The sequence below is a fragment of the Sphingopyxis sp. Root154 genome (assembly GCF_001427105.1).
Classification (GTDB): Bacteria; Pseudomonadota; Alphaproteobacteria; order Sphingomonadales; family Sphingomonadaceae; genus Sphingopyxis.
This window is the reverse complement of sequence record NZ_LMGI01000002.1, coordinates 2033670-2051307: the sequence shown is the minus strand read 5'-3', so window position 1 is coordinate 2051307 and position 17638 is coordinate 2033670. Positions and strand designations below refer to the sequence as shown.

At 66.2% G+C, this 17638-nt stretch carries 21 protein-coding genes; 17 read left to right on the top strand and 4 right to left on the bottom strand.

The genetic code is table 11. The features are described 5' to 3' along the window. Positions 1-8: 8 nt before the first annotated feature. Genes fliE through ASD73_RS15345 form a run of 17 tightly spaced genes read left to right on the top strand, consistent with a single transcriptional unit; the run spans position 9 to position 13540 of the window. Positions 9-362, top strand: coding sequence for a flagellar hook-basal body complex protein FliE (gene fliE / locus ASD73_RS15425; RefSeq protein WP_056373230.1), 354 nt, complete (start codon positions 9-11; stop codon positions 360-362). 3 nt (positions 363-365) lie between these two features. Further along, positions 366-2021 (top strand): flagellar basal-body MS-ring/collar protein FliF, encoded by a 1656-nt coding sequence (gene fliF, locus ASD73_RS15420; protein ID WP_056373229.1) that lies wholly within the window; start codon positions 366-368, stop codon positions 2019-2021. After that, positions 2014-3045, top strand: coding sequence for a flagellar motor switch protein FliG (gene fliG, locus ASD73_RS15415; RefSeq protein ID WP_056373228.1), 1032 nt, complete (start codon positions 2014-2016; stop codon positions 3043-3045). Before fliF ends, fliG begins: the two co-directional genes overlap by 8 nt. Further along, entirely contained in the window at positions 3038-3640 is a 603-nt protein-coding gene (locus tag ASD73_RS15410) for a FliH/SctL family protein (protein ID WP_056373227.1), read from the top strand. Before fliG ends, ASD73_RS15410 begins: the two co-directional genes overlap by 8 nt. Then, positions 3637-4968, top strand: coding sequence for a FliI/YscN family ATPase (locus ASD73_RS15405; RefSeq protein ID WP_056373226.1), 1332 nt, complete (start codon positions 3637-3639; stop codon positions 4966-4968). Before ASD73_RS15410 ends, ASD73_RS15405 begins: the two co-directional genes overlap by 4 nt. Continuing rightward, a complete protein-coding gene (locus ASD73_RS15400; RefSeq protein ID WP_056373225.1) occupies positions 4965-5411 on the top strand; it encodes a hypothetical protein in 447 nt (148 codons plus the stop codon). Before ASD73_RS15405 ends, ASD73_RS15400 begins: the two co-directional genes overlap by 4 nt. Next, entirely contained in the window at positions 5411-6574 is a 1164-nt protein-coding gene (locus ASD73_RS15395) for a flagellar hook-length control protein FliK (RefSeq protein WP_056373224.1), read from the top strand. Before ASD73_RS15400 ends, ASD73_RS15395 begins: the two co-directional genes overlap by 1 nt. 17 nt (positions 6575-6591) lie before the next feature. After that, the gene (locus tag ASD73_RS15390; protein ID WP_056373223.1) at positions 6592-7197 is read left to right on the top strand and encodes a flagellar basal body-associated FliL family protein; all 606 of its coding nucleotides are present in this window, start codon (positions 6592-6594) and stop codon (positions 7195-7197) included. Next, positions 7194-8144 (top strand): flagellar motor switch protein FliM, encoded by a 951-nt coding sequence (locus ASD73_RS15385; RefSeq protein WP_056373222.1) that lies wholly within the window; start codon positions 7194-7196, stop codon positions 8142-8144. The genes ASD73_RS15390 and ASD73_RS15385 overlap by 4 nt, the downstream gene beginning before the upstream one ends. Further along, a complete protein-coding gene (gene fliN, locus ASD73_RS15380) occupies positions 8137-8469 on the top strand; it encodes a flagellar motor switch protein FliN (protein WP_056373221.1) in 333 nt (110 codons plus the stop codon). Before ASD73_RS15385 ends, fliN begins: the two co-directional genes overlap by 8 nt. Further along, entirely contained in the window at positions 8469-8747 is a 279-nt protein-coding gene (locus ASD73_RS15375) for a flagellar biosynthetic protein FliO (protein WP_056373220.1), read from the top strand. The genes fliN and ASD73_RS15375 overlap by 1 nt, the downstream gene beginning before the upstream one ends. Further along, on the top strand, positions 8737-9507 hold the full coding sequence (gene fliP / locus ASD73_RS15370) for a flagellar type III secretion system pore protein FliP (protein ID WP_056373219.1): 771 nt from the start codon (positions 8737-8739) through the stop codon (positions 9505-9507). The genes ASD73_RS15375 and fliP overlap by 11 nt, the downstream gene beginning before the upstream one ends. A gap of 4 nt (positions 9508-9511) precedes the next feature. Continuing rightward, complete coding sequence (locus ASD73_RS15365; RefSeq protein WP_039577709.1) at positions 9512-9781, top strand: flagellar biosynthetic protein FliQ; 270 nt, start codon at positions 9512-9514, stop codon at positions 9779-9781. A gap of 7 nt (positions 9782-9788) precedes the next feature. Beyond that, positions 9789-10568, top strand: coding sequence for a flagellar biosynthetic protein FliR (fliR, locus tag ASD73_RS15360; protein WP_056373218.1), 780 nt, complete (start codon positions 9789-9791; stop codon positions 10566-10568). A gap of 3 nt (positions 10569-10571) precedes the next feature. Further along, complete coding sequence (flhB, locus tag ASD73_RS15355) at positions 10572-11711, top strand: flagellar type III secretion system protein FlhB (RefSeq protein WP_056373217.1); 1140 nt, start codon at positions 10572-10574, stop codon at positions 11709-11711. Between the two features lie 45 nt (positions 11712-11756). After that, positions 11757-13124 (top strand): flagellar filament capping protein FliD, encoded by a 1368-nt coding sequence (gene fliD / locus ASD73_RS15350; protein ID WP_056373216.1) that lies wholly within the window; start codon positions 11757-11759, stop codon positions 13122-13124. A gap of 26 nt (positions 13125-13150) precedes the next feature. After that, positions 13151-13540, top strand: a complete 390-nt coding sequence (locus ASD73_RS15345) for a flagellar export chaperone FliS (protein WP_056373215.1) — start codon at positions 13151-13153, stop codon at positions 13538-13540. 180 nt (positions 13541-13720) lie between these two features. Here the strand turns inward: ASD73_RS15345 and ASD73_RS15340 are convergent, their stop codons facing one another. From ASD73_RS15340 to ASD73_RS15325, 4 genes are all read right to left on the bottom strand, one after another. Next, a complete protein-coding gene (locus tag ASD73_RS15340) occupies positions 13721-14782 on the bottom strand; it encodes a sigma-54 interaction domain-containing protein (protein ID WP_056373740.1) in 1062 nt (353 codons plus the stop codon). A gap of 196 nt (positions 14783-14978) precedes the next feature. After that, entirely contained in the window at positions 14979-15827 is an 849-nt protein-coding gene (locus ASD73_RS15335) for a flagellar motor protein MotB (RefSeq protein WP_056373214.1), read from the bottom strand. After that, positions 15827-16690: a flagellar motor stator protein MotA gene (gene motA, locus ASD73_RS15330; RefSeq protein WP_056373213.1), complete on the bottom strand. Its 864-nt coding sequence runs from the start codon at positions 16688-16690 to the stop codon at positions 15827-15829. The genes ASD73_RS15335 and motA overlap by 1 nt, the downstream gene beginning before the upstream one ends. Positions 16691-16792: 102 nt before the next feature. Continuing rightward, entirely contained in the window at positions 16793-17623 is an 831-nt protein-coding gene (locus tag ASD73_RS15325) for a flagellin (protein WP_056373212.1), read from the bottom strand. Positions 17624-17638: the final 15 nt, after the last annotated feature.

Here is a 17638-nt window from a genome sequence, read left to right as displayed (position 1 = left end):
GGAAAGCAATGAGCACGATTGACCCGAGCCGGCTGCTGCAGATGCGCAGTTCGATCCTCAATCAGAACCAGGCGTTGCAGCGCGCCGCGGGCCGCGGTGGCATCGGCGGGGCCGAAGGCGGCGTCGGCGGTGCGGGGGGAACTCCCGATTTCGGCGCCGCGATTAACAATGCGCTGCAACAGGTCAACGCGCAGCAGTCGAAGGCGAGCCAGATCAGCGAAGCCTATGAACGCGGCGACACGCACGACATCGTCAGCGTGATGATCGAGCGTCAGAAAGCCTCGCTCGGCTTCGAAACCACCCTGCAAGTCCGCAACAAGCTGCTGTCCGCGTATCGCGACATCATGAACATGCCGGTGTAATCCATGGCCGAGACCCAGATCCTTACCCCCGTCGACAACGGCGTCACGAACCGCCTCCCCGCCCCCGTCCTGGGCGGCCGGCTCGCCCCGCTCACCGGTTTCCTCCGTCAGCCGGCGGTGCAGCGCGCACTGCCCGCGATCGCGATGACGTCGGCGATCGGCATCGCCGCGCTCGCCTATTTCACGATGCAGGCGGCACCGCAGGCACAGCTGTTCGCCGGGCTCGACGATACCGACAAGGCTGCCGTCGCCGACGCGCTGCAGACGCAGGGCATCGGCCACAGCATCGACCCGACCACGGGCGCGCTGACCGTCGACGCCGACAAACTCCATCAGGCGCGCATCGCGCTCGCCGGACAGGGCCTGCCCAAGGCGGCGCCGAGCGGCGACAGCCTGATCGCCGCGCTCCCGATGGGGTCGAGCCGCGCGATCGAAGGCGAAGCGCTGCGTTCGGCACGCGAGGCTGACCTGTCGCGCACGATCGAGACGATCGACGCGGTCAAGAGCGCGCGCGTCCATGTCGCCGCCGCCGAACCCAGCCTGTTCGTCCGCGAAGACAAGCCCGCCACCGCATCGGTGATGCTGACCTTGCAGAACGGCCGCTCGCTGTCGGACGGTCAGGTGCAGGCGATCCGTTTCCTCGTCGCTTCGTCGATACCCGGAATGAACGCCGATCAGGTGTCGGTGATCGACCAGCGCGGCGCTTTGCTGTCGGACACTGCATCGGGCAGCGACATGAAGGCGTTCCAGCTCCAGCTGCAGGTCGAAGACCGTTTCCGCCGCGCGCTCGACACGTTGCTCGGCCCGATGCTCGGCGCCGGCAATTACACCGTCGAAGTCCATGCCGATGTCGACATGTCCGAAAGCCAGGCAACGCGCGAAAGCTTCCCCGAGAACGACCGTGCGCTCACCAGCGAGCAGATCACGCGCTCGACCAGCGGCACGAGCGCCCCCGCGGTCGGCATCCCCGGCGCGCTGTCGAACCAGCCGCCGCAGGCGACGACAATCACCGCGACCGGTCCGCAGCCGGTCCCGCCCGGCGCGGCCCCCGCGCCCGGAACCGAGAGCAATGAAAATGCCGCGCGCGCCTATGAAGTCGGCCGCGAGATTTCGGTGACGCACTCGCCGCAGGGCAAGCTGCGCCGCGTCTCGGTCGCCGTCGCACTCAATCAGGGCAAGAAGGCACTGACGCAGGCCGACCTGACCAAGATCGACAATCTGGTGAAGGGCGCGATCGGTTATGACGCCACGCGCGGCGATCTGGTCGCGATCAACCAGCGCCCGTTTGTGCAGGTCGAAGACACTGCGCCCGCCTTTTACGACCAGGGGTGGTTCCTGCCGCTGGTTCAGCAGGTCGGCGCGATCCTTGCCGCGCTGCTCGCTTTCCTGTTCATCGGCCGCCCGATGATCCGCGCCGCCAAGGAGCGCGCCGCGAAGCGCATTGCACAGAATCAGGAGCTCGAAGCGTCGCTGCTCGCCGCCACCGACCGTCCGGCGCTTGCCAATGGTCAGGGCGGCCGCGAAATCACGCTCGAGATGATCGAACAGGCGCCAAGCTATGAAGCGCGCGCCAACCTCGTCCGCGCCTTCGTCCGCCAGGATTCGGCGCGCGCGGCACTCGTCGTCCGCCACCTGATGCAGGAGGGCGCCCGTGCCTGAAGTCGCCGAACTCGATAACGCCCCCGCCATGCCCGCGATCGAAGGATCGGCGGCTGCCGCAATCCTGCTGATGCTGCTCGACGAAAGCGAAGCCGCAACGATCCTGAAACAGCTCGGTCCCGAAGAAGTCCGCCAGCTGGCGAAGGCGATGTTCGACACCGCCAACGCCAGCGAGCAGCAGATCGGGCAGGCACTCGACCGCTTCGTGACGCGCAGCCGCGACGTCAGCGCGCTCGCGATCGGCGCCGACACGCGCATCCGCACCGTGATCAACGAAGCCGTCGGTAACGTCCGCGCCGACAATATCCTCGCCGCCGTCGCACCGCAGCGGAGCGCCGCTTCGCTCGAAATGCTACGCTGGATGGACGTCGATGCGATCAGCGGACTGCTCGCCAGCGAGCATCCGCAGGTCGGCGCGCTGATCCTCTCGGTGCTCGTCCCCGATGTCGCCGCGCGTGCGATCGAGACGCTCGACGAAGTGCTGCAGGCCGATCTCGTGCTGCGCGCCGCGATGCTGACCTCGGTTCCCGCCGCGGCGATCGAAGATCTCGAAGCGGTGCTCGCGAGCGCCAATGTCGATGGCCAGCGCGTGGCCAAGCAGGCGATCGGCGGCCCGAGCGACGTCGCAAAGATCATGAAGAAAATGCCGAAGCAGCTGAGCGAGCGCACGCTCCGCTCGCTGAAGAAGCACGACCGCGTGCTCGCCCAGACGATCGAGGAAGAGATGTTCATCTTCGAAAACCTGCGCGATCTCGACAAGAAGAGCCTCAGCGCCGTGCTGCGCTCGGTCGACGCCGCCCAGCTCGCGATCGCGCTCAAGGGCGCCGACGAAGAGATGGTCGACATGTGCCTCGCCACCATGTCGCAGCGTGCCGCCGAAACGATCCGCGACGAGATGGCCGAAATGACGATGGTCAAGCGCGCCGACGTCGACGACGCGCAAAAGAGCGTGATGCAGATCGTGCGCCAGATGGCGGCAGCCGGCGAAATCATGATCGCGGGCGGAGGCGACGACTATGTCTGATCGCGCCGCCGAAACGGGCTTCGCTCCCGTCTCGCTCACCGAGGCGATGGCACGCGGCAGCGGTTTTCGTCCGATGTCCTTCGCGCCCGCGGCCTACACGGCCCAAGCGACCGAACAGGAAAGCATCGACGAGCTCGACCTCGAAGACCCCTTCGCGCTCGGCCTTGCCGAAGGCCAGCGCCTTGCCGAAGCGGCGTTTGTTGCCGAGCGCCACCAGCTGCTCGCATTGCTCGCCGGCGCCGAAGCGCTGCAGGACGAGCCGAGCGAAGAACTCGCGCAGCTGATCGCCGAAACCGTCGAACGGCTGGTCCGCCAGATCGTCGCCGCCGCGCCGATCGACGCCGAATGGCTGCAGGCGCAGGCCGAGACCGCCGCGTCTCTGGTTGCCGACGCCGACAAGGCGCGCACCCTGTGGGTTCATCCCGAGGATGCCGCACTGCTCGCCGACTGCCCGCTGACGCTGGCGATCGAGAGCGATCCCGCGATGGTGCGCGGCACCGTCCGCCTCGAAACCTCGACCGGCTGGATCGAACATGGCCGCGCGGTCTATCTCGACGAACTGCGCACTGCGCTGGGCACCGGAGACGCCGCATGACGCGCCGCCTCGCCATGAGCGCGCAGCAGCTGCTCGACCCCGTCGACCTGACGAACGCCAGCCCGCGCCGTATCGGCACCTTGGTGTCGCACGAGGGCATCATGCTCGAAGTGTCGGGTTTCCCCCAGCCGCTCGGCAGCAATGTCCGCATCCGCTCGGCGAACAATGATTATGTCTATGGCGAGGTCGTCGGCTTTCGCGGCCACCGCAGCCTCGTGCTGCCCTTCGACACCAATATGCCGCTCGTTACCGGCGCGCCGGTCGAACCGCATGGTGCCAGCTCGATGGTTGCCGTCGGCAAGACGTTACTCGGCCGCATCATGGATGCACAGGGCAACCCGCTCGACGGACGTCCCGCGATCCAGTCGCAGTTCCAGTGGCCGCTCGCCGGCCGCAAGGTCAACCCGCTACGCCGCGGACGCGTCACCCGCCCGCTCAACATGGGCGTGCGCGCGATCAACGGTCTGCTCACCGTCGGCGAAGGCCAGCGCGTCGCGATCATCGCGGGCTCGGGCGTCGGCAAGTCGGTGCTGATGGGCCAGATGATCGCAGGCACCGAATGCGACGTCATCGTCGTCGGGCTGATCGGCGAGCGCAGCCGCGAGGTCAGCGACTTCGTCGAAACCAAGCTGCCCCCCGAGGTGCGCAAGAAATCGGTCGTCGTCGCGGTTCCCGCCGACCATCCGCCGCTGCTCCGCCTGCGCGCCGCGATGCGCGCGACCGCGATCGCCGAAGCGTTCCGCGCCGAGGGCAAGAAGGTGCTGCTCTTGATCGACAGCCTGACCCGCGTCGCGCATGCGCAGCGCGAGATCGGGCTGACGCTGGGCGAACCCCCGACGATGAAGGGGTATCCGCCGTCGGTCTTCGCACTCATTCCTTCGCTGTGCGAACGCGCCGGCATCGACCGCGAAACCGGCGGCTCGGTCACCGCGCTCTATACCGTGCTCGCCGATGGCGGCGACATCGACGACCCCGTCGTCGACAGCGCGCGCGCGATCGTCGACGGCCATATCATCCTGTCGCGCCAGCTCGCCGAACAAGGCGTCTACCCGGCGATCGACGTCGCGCGTTCGCTGTCGCGCACGATGGTCGATTCGGTCGATCCCGAGCATGCCTCGGCAGCCGCGCGCTTCCGCCAGCTCTGGTCGCTCTATGAAGAGAATCGCGATCTGATGCTGATGGGCGCTTACGTCGCCGGCGCCGATCCCGTGCTCGACATCGCCATCGCGCGCCACGCCGATCAGCTCGCCTATGTCTCGCAGCCTGCCAAGGCGCAGGTCGATTTCGATATTTCCCGCCAAGCCCTGATTGAAGGATATTCCGCATGAACGCCCGTACCGCACGCCGCAAACGTATCATCCGCGTGCGCTCCGTCGAACATCAGCTGGCGGAGGCCAATCTGGCGCGCGCCAATGGCGAACTGGCGAACCTCGTCGAACTCGCGAAGCGGCTCGAAACGCTGCGTGTCGACCTCGCGATGGCGAAGGGCGCGGTCGCCGGCCGCGCGCTCAACACGATCGGCGAACTCGCGATGCGGCTCGACATCGCGCAGGAAAGCCTGACCGCGCCGCTGAGCAATGCCAGCGAGCGCCGTGATCAGGCCGGAGCGCTGGCGCAGAGCGCGATGGTCAAGGAAGAATCGGCGGTCCGCCTGTACGAACGCAGCCGCAAGGCGGCGCAGGTCGAACAGGAACGCCGCGACGACGCCAATCGCCCGCACCGCCCGCGCACGGGCATGCGCCTGCGCCTGATCGAAGGCGGCGCGTCATGATGAGCGCGCCCTCTCTCCCCACCATCCAGGGCACGATGCCCGCGGGCTTCGCGACATTCCTCGCCAATATCGGGCAGCTTCCCGAGGGTGGCGGCGAAGGCGGTTTTGACCAGCTGCTCGCCGCCGCACCGGTCACCGTCGCTCCGATCGCGAATGCCGCCGCGGCGACGATCAAGATCGATCCGGCGCTGGTTGGCACCGCCGCCGCCCCGCAGATCGAGGCCACGGTCGAAACGGACGTCACCGCCGAAACCCCCGTGGTGAAGGCCGAGCCGGCCAAAGCCGATCCCGCCGCGCTCGCCGCGAACCTGCTGATCGCGCTGAACGGCGGCATCCCCGGCGCCGCGCCCGCCTCGGGCAAGCCGGTTGCGACCACGCCCGAAGCGGATGTCGCATCGTCGGACGCGGCGGAGACCGGTGAGACCATGGCGGCTGCGCCGGCCACGAATTGGGCCGCGATCGTGGCGGCCGCAATACCTGCAGCCGCAAGCCCCGCCGCAAAGCCCGCGAAGCCGGCAGAAGCCGCGGCGGCTCCGGCCGACACCAGCGCCCCCACCCTTCCCGTTACCGCGCGCACACGCGACGCCGCGATGCCGATCCTCGCCGGCGCCGAGGCCTCCGTCGCCAAGCCCGTCGAGGTGGCGCCATCGATGACGATCCTCTTCGCGCAGCCCGCGACGCAGGGTGCCGCGACGCTCATCGAAGCGGCCGCGCCCGCGGTAATCGCCGAACGCGTGCTCGACACCGACAGCGACGGCGCGTGGATCGACCAGCTCGCGCGCGACATCGCCGCGACCAAATCCGAAAGCGGCGACATCAGCTTTCGCCTGATGCCCAAGCATCTCGGCCGCCTCGATGTCGCGATGCAGATGGGCGACGAAGGCGTGTCGCTGAAGATGGACACGCGTCACGAAGCGACCGCGACGATCGTCACCGCCGCGCAGGGCCGCCTTGTCGAAGAATTGCGCCAGCAAGGCGTGCGCGTCGCCGGCGCCGAAGTGACCTGCACGCCGGGCGAGACCGGACGCCAGCCGCAAAGCCAGGGCCAGGGTCACGGCCGCGCCGCCGCGACCGACCCCGCGCATCTTATCGAAACCGCCACCGAACGCGCCGAGCCGCGTGACGAAGACCGCGCCGCCGATCGCCGCGGCCGCTTCGCCTGATCAGAAAGGGTCCCATCATGGCCAAGGATAATATCGAAGGCGTCCCCAAGAAGAAGGGCTCGTTCAAGAAGCTGCTGTTTATCGGCGTCGCCGCGATCGCACTGATCGGCGCGGGCGCGGGTGCGGGCATCTATTTCGGCGCGCTGCAGGCGCACGAGGCGAAGCCCGAGGATCATTTCCCCAAGCTGGTCGAACGCAGCGAAGGCGAGCCCGAACCCGCCGCCGAAGGCGAAGACAAGGAAGCTCCGCCAAAGGTCGGCACGGTGTCGGTCCCGAACGACAAGTTCAAGGTCGATCCCAAGAAATATGAGATCACCTATTATCCGATCGCCGACAGCTTCACGACGAACCTCGCCGACGGATCGGGGTTCCTGCAAGTCGGTATCAGCCTTTCGACCTTCTACGACGGCAAGGTTATCAATAATATCAAACGGCAGGCTGTTCCGATCCGTTCGGTCGTGCTTATGGTGCTCGCCGAACAGGATCCGGCATTGCTCTCCACATCGCAGGGGAAACAGCGGCTGCAACGTCAGTTGACGGCCGCGATCAATGATGTGCTGCGCGACAAGGAAGGTTTCGGGGGCATCGACAATGTTTATTTCACGAGCCTGGTGATTCAGTGACCACCAGCACGAAAACCGTCAAAGCCGTGAAGGCACCGGCCGCACCTGCACCCGCAGCTGCGGCCGCGCCCGCGGAGACGAAGGAGTCCCTGCTGCTGCGCAGGGCAGCGGACGGCTATGCCTTTCCCGCGCTCGAGGGCGTGGCGAACCAGTTTGCGCGCAGCCTGCGCGACCTCGTCCGCGCGCTCGGCGCGCCGGCGATCCAGATCGAACGGTCGGGCGCCGAGCAGATCAGTTTTGCCGAGTGGAGCGCATCGGCCGCCCCGGCGATCTTCTGGCGTTACCATGCGCCGCCGCTCAAGGGTCCGGTGCTGCTCGCGGGTTCGCGCTCGCTGCTGCTCCAGCTCGTCGACATCTTCTATGGCGGCCGCGGCCAGCTCGCCGCCGAGCGCGAGGAATTGACCGACGCCGAGGATCGTTTCGCCGCGCGCCTCGGCCGCGACATCGGCATGCAGCTTGCCGCCGCCTGGCGCGGCAAGCTTGCGATCGAACCCGAACTCGATTGCGTCACCGCCGACCCCGCCAAGCTCGCCGCGGTGCGCGCCGACGATGAATTGTTCGTCCAGCGCTTCACGCTGCGCGGCGCTCCGTTCGAGGGGCGGACGATCATGTGCGCCTATCCGGTCGCCGCGCTGCGCGGGATCGCGGGCGACGAGCTGCTCCCCGACATGCCGGGCAATGGCGGCGCCGACCCGGCCTGGTCGGGCGCGCTCGACAAGGCGCTGCGCGACGTGCGCATGCCCGTTCGCTCGGTGCTCGCGCGCCCCGAGATCAGCCTCGTCAAGTTGCTCGCGCTCGAAGTCGGCGACATCATCCCGCTCACCATGCCGCGCCATGTGCCGGTGACCGTCGCCGGACGCAGCTTCGCGCTCGGCAGCATCGGCGAAGCCAATGGCAACGCCGCGATCATGATCGAACATATCGAAAAAGGACCGGACAATGACTGATATCAGCGACGCCCCGAAGGCGCGCGCCGACCGGCGCGACAAGAGCATCGCCACCGCACCCAATTTCGACCTGCTCGCGGGCGTCTCGCTGCGCGTGTCGGTCGAGGTCGGGTCGACCTCGATGACGCTCTCCGAACTGCTCGCGATCGACGAGGGCAGCGTGATCGAACTCGACCGCGCCGCGACCGACCTGCTCGACATCTATGCAAACGGCACCCTCATCGCGAAGGGCGAGATCGTCAGCATCGACGGCCGCTATGGCATTCAGGTCGCCGAAGTCGTCGCCCCGGCGCGCGGGCTCGAAGGTTTCGAACGGAGAGCCTGATGTTCGAATATATCCTTCGCCTGCTCATCCTGCTGCCGCTCGTCGGCGGCATGGCGTGGGGCAGCCTGTGGCTGTGGAAACGCGTCCAGATGGGCGTGCCGCTCGTTGGCGGCGGCACCAAGACGCGCGCCGTCGAGATGATCGATGTGCTGCCGCTCGGTCCCGGATCGAAACTCGCAGTCGTCGAATTTGCCGGGCAGCGCGTGCTGATCGCGGTGTCGCGCAACGGCATCACGCGGATCGCCGACGACAGCCAGGGCGATTTCCATGCGGACTGATCGCCGCTTCTGGCTGCGCGCCGCGGCGCTTGCCGGCGGCGCCGCGCTGCTCTGCGCCGCGCCTGCCGCCTATGCGCAGGCCGCCGACGGACTGAGCCGCGCGGTCGGCGAAATCGGCGGCGATGGCCGCCCTTTGAGCCTGTCGCTCCAGATCCTCGTCCTGATGAGCCTGCTGACGGTGCTGCCGTCGCTGCTCCTGATGATGACCAGCTTCACGCGCATCATCATCGTGCTGTCGATCCTGCGCCATGCGCTGGGATTGCAACAGACGCCGCCGAACCAGGTGCTGGTCGGCCTGAGCCTGTTCCTCTCGCTGTTCGTGATGGCGCCGGTGATCAGCGAAGTGAACCGCGTTGCGATCGAACCTTATGGCCAGGAACAGATCGAAATCGGCGAAGCGGTATCGCGCTCGGGCACCGCGCTCCACGGCTTCATGATGAAGCAGACGCGCAAGACCGACCTGATGATGTTCGCGAAGATCGCCAAGGCGCCGACCTATGCGAGCCCGAAGGACGTGCCTTTCTCGATCCTGCTGCCGGCGTTCGTCACCAGCGAGCTGAAGACGGCGTTCCAGATCGGCTTCCTGATCTTCCTGCCCTTCCTCGTCATCGACCTGATCGTCGCCTCGGCGCTGATGTCCTTGGGTATGATGATGTTGTCGCCGACGATCATATCGATGCCCTTCAAGCTTTTGCTGTTCGTCCTCGTCGATGGCTGGGCATTGACGATGGGCTCGCTCGCCTCCTCCTTTGTGAGTTAGCGACGTGGAAGCGGACTATTTCATCGGGGTGGCGCAGCAATCGCTGTGGATCCTCGCGCTCGCGTCGGCGCCGCTGCTTTTGCCGGTGCTCGTCATCGGCGTGCTGCTCGGCATGGTCCAGGCGGCGACGTCGATCAACGAACAGACGCTGACCTTTGTGCCCAAGCTGATCGTCGCGGCGATCTGTCTCGCGATTTTCGGCGGCAGCATCCTTGTGCTGCTCACCGATTTCACCCGCGAAATCTTCGCCCAAATCCCCAGCCTGGTGAAATAATCCGGGGATGAATCCCACCGACATCCCGAATATCGAGGCGATGCTCCAGCTGTGGATGCTGGGTATGATCCGTCCCGGCGCCGCGTTCATCGCCGCGCCGGTGTTCGGCTCGTCGAGCGTTCCGGTGCAGTTGCGGCTGGTGATCGCACTCGCGGTCGGGGTGCCCGCGGTCGCGGCATCGGGCATGGCGCTGCCGCCCGAAGGGATCGTGTCAGTCCCGGGCTTTTTTCTCATCATCGGCGAGGTCGTAATCGGCCTCGCGATGGGCTTCGTGCTCCAGATGGGCCTCGCCGCAGCGCTGATCGCGGGCGAGGCGATCAGTAACGCGATGGGCCTCGGCTTCGCATCGATGGTCGATCCGCTCAGCGGCGCATCGAGTTCGGCGATCGGCCAGTTCCTGTCGATGATGGCGACCGCGCTGTTCCTTGCCGCCGACGGCCATCTCGTGCTGATCGACATCATCGTCGACAGCTACACCGCACTGCCTCCCGGCAACGCGTTTCCGTCGTGGGATGCGATCGGCGGGCTGATCCGTTTCGGCAGCCTGATGTTCGCGGCAGGACTCACCATCGCGATGCCGGTCGGCTTCGTGCTGATCCTCGTCCAGATCATCATGGGTGTGATCGGCCGTTCGGCGCCGGCGCTCAACCTGTTCGCGGTCGGTATCCCCGCAACCTTGCTCGCCGGAATCGTCCTGCTCGGCGTCGCGACGCCCGCGATGGCCGAGGCGATCGCGCGCATCCTGTCCGACGCGCTCGACACCGCGCGTATGGTCGCGGGCATCTGAGCGATGGCGGGCACGACCGAGAAGGACCAGAAAACCGAACAGCCGACCGCGAAGAAGCTGTCGGACTCGGCGCGCGAGGGTGACGTGCTGATGTCGCGCGAACTCGCGACGGCGCTGATGATGCTCGCCGCCGCGGGGTGGATGGTCGCCGCGGGCGGCTGGTTCGTCCAGTCGGCGGGCGACCTCCTCCGCCGCGGCCTGACATTGACCGCCGCCGACGTCGCCGATTTTGCGCCCGCCGAGGCGCTGATGCGCAACGGCGCCGAAATCCTGCTGCCGCTCGCAAGCCTGTTTGCGCTCGCGCTGGGCGCCGCGGTCGCGGGTCCGGCGATGCTCGGTTCGATGGGCTGGCGCGGCAAGGCGCTGCACTTCAAGGGCAATCGCATGAGCCCGATGGCCGGGCTCAAACGCATGTTCGGGATGCAGGGTGTCACCGAGCTCGGCAAGGCGCTCGCCAAGGTTCTGCTGCTCGGCAGCATCGGTTACTGGCTCGTCCTGAAGAGCCTGCCCGCGATCATGACGATGGCATCGACCGATCTGATGGCCGCGATCGGATTGGCCGGAAAGGAAATCGGCCATGCGATGCTGACGCTCGCCGGCGGGCTTGTCGTCATCGCGCTGATCGACGTGCCGGTGCAATGGTTCCAGCGCAACCAACGGCTGATGATGAGCAAGCAGGAAGTGAAAGAGGAAATGCGCCAGTCCGACGGCGCCCCCGAACTCAAGCAGGCGCAGCGCCAGCGTGCGCACGACATATTGAGCGGGTCGGCGCGCAAGGCGGTGTCCGACGCGACCGTCGTCCTGACCAACCCGACCCATTTCTCGGTTGCGCTGCGTTATCGTCCGGGGGTCGATGCGGCGCCGGTCGTCGTCGCGCGCGGGCGCGGCGATGTCGCGCTGTCGATCCGCGAGCTTGCGCGCGGCGCGGGCGTTCCCCTGCTCGAATATCCGGCGCTCACGCGCGCGATCTACTTCACCGCGCGCGCAGGGCGCGTGATCCCCGAGGAATTGTTCGTCGCGGTCGCGACGGTGCTCGCGTTCGTGTTCCAGCTCGAACGCGCGGCCGCTGAGGGCACGGCGCCTCCCGCGGTCGACGTGCCGCCAACGCATCGTTTCGATCCCGAAGGCCGCCGTCAGGCTTAAACTTGTCCGCGCGCCGCCGTTAAGGGGTTCGAAGGATATTTTGCCATGGTCAGTTCAATCGCCAACAGCCTCGGCTTCGGATCGGGCCTCGACGTCAAACAGCTCGTCACCGACCTGTCGAATGCATCGCGCGACCCGAAAATTGCGCGCATGAACTCGCTCACCCAGGCGAACCAGACGCGGATCAGCGCGCTGGCGCAGGCGCGATCGAATCTCGACGGCTTCGCCGATTCGCTGGGCCAGATGGTCAGCGATGGCACCTTGCGCAGCACGCCGACTGTTTCCGACGAAAGCGTGCTCGGCGCCACGAGCCGTGCCGGCCTGTCGGCCGACAGCTTCGCCGCGACCGTCGTCGTGAACCAGCTCGCGCGCGCGCAGACCAATTATTCGGGCCTCGTCGCCGACCGCACCGCCGCGATCGGCGCGGGTACGATGACGCTGACCGTCGGCGGCGTCGCCAAGACGATCACCATCGGTGCCACCAATAACAGCCTCGACGGGCTGGCCAACGCGATCAACGCGAGCGGCGCCGGCGTGACCGCGTCGATCATCGCCGATGAAGGCGGCCACCGGCTGATCCTGAAAGGCCCGACGGGCGAAACGGGCGCCTTCACGCTGGCCGCCAACGCCGGTGCGGATCCGGGCCTCTCCGCCTTTTCCACCAGCGGCATGACTGTGGGCCAGACCGCAGCCAACGCCGAATTCACGATCGATGGCGTGGCATTCAGCCGCGCGAACAACATCATCGACGATGTGATCCCGGGTATGTCGCTCACGCTAAAAAAGGCGGCGCCCGGACAAGGCGTCGACATCGGCGCGAGCCGCCCGCTCGACATGATCAAGCAGACCGTCGGCGATTTTGTCTCGGTCTATAACCAGCTCAAGAAAAGCCTTGTCGCGGCCTCCAGCTTGTCGGGCCCAACAACCTCGCTCCGCGAGATCGAGCGCGAACTTTCCAACCTGGTCAACAAGGTGCTTTCGAGCCACGGCAGCATCAACAAGCTGTCCGACATCGGCGTTTCGTCGACGAAGGACGGCTTGCTTTCGGTCGACAATGCCAAGCTCGACAAGGTGCTCGCCAGCGATGCGGGCGCGGTCGAGGCACTGTTCAATCCGCGGCGCGATGCGACGCACACCGAGACGAGCGATCCCGGAATCGCCTTTGCGCTCGACGCGATCCGCGACAAGGCGATCGGCGTCAACGGCGCGATCGATCGCGTCTCGAAAACGCTCGACGCCAAAAAGGAAAATCTCACCGACCAGCTCGAGAAGATCGAGGAGCGCGAGAGTGCTTATAAGGCGCGGCTCGAGAAGCAATATGGCACGCTCGAAGCCAAGCTGGCGGCGTTTAAGGCGACGCAGACCTATCTCGAACAGCAAATCAAACTCTGGACGAACCAGGGCAACGACTAAATAGCTAGGACTTGGGGACCACCGCCGTGAACGCTACCGCCTCGACCGTCCGGGCGACCGGGCTTTATCGCCGATTGCAACATGAAAGCCGCGCTGCGGCAGCCGACCCGGTCGAGCTGGTGACCATGCTCTATGACGAGCTGGAGACTGCGGTGGGCGTGCTGGGTGCGATGATCCGGCAGGGGCAGCGCGTGTCGGCGACCGAACCCGCGCACCGCGCGCGCGCGATCCTGATCGGGCTCGACGCGGGACTCGACCGCGACAAGGGCGGCGATGTCGCTACGGCGCTGTCGCGCGTCTATCGCAGCATGCGCCGCAAGCTCGACGATGCGGTGTCGGCGAACAGCGCCGAAGGACTCGCCGAATTGCTCGAAGGTATTTTGACGATCAGCGCCGCCTGGCGCCAGCTTCGCTGACCATCCTCCAACCTGAGAAACTGCGACGGCCCGCCCCTCGAAATGGGGAGCGGGCCGTTGCCGTTTGAAATGAGCCCGCTGGTTACCCGGCCGCCCATGGTGGGGACGGGCGGCCGGGTGGTGCGGGAGCGGACCAGAGCTCCCTTTTTCAGCGGGTGCTGAAACTTGTGTCGCGGCCGGTCAGGCGGCCTGCTGGTGAACCCCATATTTGCGCATCTTTTCGATCAGCGTCGTGCGCTTGAGTGTCAGCAGGCGCGCCGCTTCGGAGATGATGCCGTCGGCGAGGTCGAGCGCGACGTAAATCTGTTCGAGTTCGATCGTTTCGATCTCACGCTTGAGGTCGATCGGGCGGCCCGGCGCCGGCGTCTTGGCGGACGCCGCGGCCGGGGCCGCGAGCTCTTCCCCGCTGGCTGGTACCGCGACGGGGCTGCTGGGGACAGCCCGTCGCGGTGCCAGCGCTGCGGTGGGGTTCAAAAGCATGGCGACCTCGTCGAGGCCGAGCGTCTCGCCGCCATGGAGAACGCTGGCGCGCTCCACGAAATTGCGCAGCTCGCGAACATTGCCCGGCCATGCATGCTGCATCAGCAGTGTCATCGCCGCATCGTCGAAACGGCATTTGGCGTCGGCGGGCATCTGGCGCTGGAAATGGCGGATGAGTGCCGGAATATCCTCGACGCGGTTGGCAAGGCTGGGGACCTGGAGCACAACCACGCCGAGCCGGAAGAACAGGTCTTCGCGGAATTTGCCATCGGCGATCGCGGCGCCGAGATCCTGATGGGTGGCCGAAATGACGCGGACATCGACGGCCTTCACGTCGCTGCTACCGACGCGGACGATCGTCCGGTCTTCGAGCACGCGGAGCAGTTTCACCTGCATGTCGAAACGCATGTCGCCGATTTCGTCGAGGAAGAGCGTGCCGCCCTCGGTCGCTTCGAAATGGCCGATGCGGCGGGCATGGGCGCCGGTGAAGCTGCCCTTTTCATGCCCGAAAAGTTCGGATTCGATGAGTTCGCCGGGGATCGCACCGCAGTTGATCGCAGAGAAAGCCTTGCCGGCACGGGCGCCTTCGTCGTGGATCGCACGGGCAACGAGTTCCTTGCCCGAGCCCGACGGGCCGCAGAGCATGACCGAAGCGTTCGAGCGCGCCACGCGGCGGATCATCTCGCGCAGCCGGCAGGTTGCCGGGCTCGTGCCGATGATCAGCGCTTCAAGCGCCGTATTGTTATTCTGCCCCACAGTCATTTCAGTCTCCACCGCACCGCCCGCTCGGTGCCCCCTTCGATGGATTCAGACATTGATGAAATTGGTAAACGAAAGCTTATCGGGCGTTAGCTAACTCATTCAAAACAAAGAGATATTGCCATATTGGAAGTAATTCACGCGCAATTGCGTTAACTATCTCCGATATGCTGCCAAACTGGCACTAATTGTCTTGCGTCTAGCGCCAGCCGAGCGTGATCGAGATGCGGCGGTTGCGCGGATCGAATCGGTCGGAGGGGACATAGGGCTCGCGATCGGCGACCCCTTCGATTCGCGAAAAGCGCTCGGAAGCGATGCCACGAAACTCCAGATAGTGGCGCGTGACCTCGGCCCGGTCGACCGACAGGCGCCAGTTGTTCGTACCCGCCTTTGCCGACCACGGCGCGGAATCGGTGTGGCCGCGGACCATCACCTGGTTCGATACCGCCGCTACGGGTTTCGCGATCTCGCGAAACAGCCGCGCGCCATCGGGGGTCAGCTGGCTGGTGCCGATCACGAACATCGACAGATTCGCATCGTCGATAACGTCGATGCGCAGCCCCTCCAGCGTTTCGGTAAAGCGCAGGTTTGGCGCAAGACGCTTGAGGTCGCCCTTGCTCCGCAATTGATCCATCAGCGTCTGGGCGAGCTTCCTGAACTCCTGCTTGTCGCTCGCGCGCTCGCGCCCCGAGGCTTCGCGCGGACCGCCCGCGGCATCGCGCGGAATCGTCATTGCGCGCGTGCCCGTCTGCGCCGCGCCGTGCGGGTATTTGTCCGCCGCGACCAGCGAGTCGCCGCCGAACAGGCCCGTCGACCCGGCGGTCTCGGTCTTTGTCTGGACGATCGTGGGCGCGAAATAGTCGGCGAGCGCCTTGCGCTGTGCCTCGTTCGTCGCACCGAGAAGCCACATCAAAAGGAAGAAGGCCATCATCGCGGTGACGAAGTCGGCATAGGCGACCTTCCACGCGCCGCCGTGATGGCCGCCGTGCGCCTGCTGGATCACCTTCTTGACGATGATCGGCCGCGGCATGTTGGGACGCGCGGCCATCAGCGGCCCCGCATCCCGTCGAACACTTCGGCAAAGCTCGGCTGGTTGATGTGGTCGACGCCCGAGCGCGCCGCCTCGATCACCAGCGGCTGCGGGTGGCCGTGGAGCGACGCGATGATCAGCTGCTTGACCGTGTGATAGATGGCGGCGTCGCTTTCGATCACCGCTTTGGCGCGCGTCGCGAACGGGCCGACGAGGCCGTAGGCGAGGAGCACGCCGAGGAAGGTGCCGACGAGCGCCGAACCGATCATCGCGCCGAGGATCGCCGGCGGCTTGTCGATCGAGCCCATCGTCTTCACGACGCCGAGAACCGCGGCGACGATGCCGAGCGCCGGCAGCGCGTCGGCGAGGCTCTGCAGACCTTCAGCGGGCTTCATCGAATGATGATGGTGGCTCTTCAGCGCATTATCCATCACCTCTTCGACCGCGTGCGGATCGAGCGTGCCCGACGATACGACGACAAGGCGCAGCGTGTCGCAGATCAGGTGAACGAGCGTGTCGTCCTTCAGAAGCTTGGGATATTGCTGGAAGATCGTCGAATTTTTCGGATCCTCGATATGCGGCTCGACGGCGACCGGTCCTTCGGTGCGCATCATCTTCATCAGCGTCGAGACGAGCAGGATGCAGTCGAGATAATCCTGCTTCTTGTACTTCGGGCCCTTGAACACCTTGGCGAGCCCGCCGCCGAGCGCCTTCAGGTCGGCGCCCGAATTGCCGATGATCAGCGAGCCGATCGCGGCGCCGCCGATGATCAGCATCTCGTGTGGCAGCGCGTGCATGACGGGACCCAGATTGCCCCCGGTCAGCGCAAAGCCCCCGAAAACCAGCAGGATCAGTACGACAATGCCGACAACGGGAAACATGTGCGAGCAACTCCATTCGGGACCCGGCTGTCAAAGCCGGCCCCCGGAAATTCAGGGACGTCTTGATGAGTAACGGCAGCGGCGCCGAAAAATTGAGGGGCGTCAGTTCAAAATATCGAACAAGCTCTGCCGGTTGATCTTCGCAAAGGCCGCCTGCGCGGCCTGCAGCGTCAGATCCTGGGCATTCAGTTCAGCGATCGCGATGTCGAGGTCGGTATCCTCGACCGACGACCGCTCGTCCTTGAGCGTGATCCCGCGCAATGCGAGCCCGTCGCCAATGCGTTCCAGTCGTCCGCCCGACAAGCCGATCTCGGCATGTTTGTCGGCGACATGGCTGATCGCGGCGGCAAGCGTCGTGATCGATGCGCCCATCGCCGTCTTGTCGCCCGCCGCAACCGCGGCGGCCGCGTCGCGAATGCCCGTCGACAGGCTATTGCCGCCGATGACAAAAACATCGGCCGCCGACGGAACGGGCGCGAAGCTGAGATCCGAATCGAAACGCATCACGCGCGCGGTGCCGGTCGCGAACACGGGCTCACCGTTCGAATCGCGCGTTGCAACCAGCGCATCGAGTTCGTCGGCGATCGTGCCGAGCTCGGCGGCGATCGTGGCCCGATCAGCCGGGTTCGTCGTGTCGCTCGACGCCGCGAGCGTCAGCTCGCGCGCGCGCGTCATCAGGCTGCTCACCGACTTCATGACGCCATCGGCCTGCGACACCAGCGCCTCGGCCGAATTCACGTTGGCCGACCAGGCGGTCATGCTCGCCTGCGTCGTGCCGATCGTCGCGATCCGTCTTGCCGCGACGGGATCGTCGGACATCCGGAGCAATTTCTTGCCGCCCGAAATCTGGATCTGCGTGCGCTCGAGCGCGTCGGCGAGTTTCTGTTGGCGCGCGATTTCACGCGTCATGCGGTTGCCCACGGCGTTGATCATGATCCTGACCCTTCC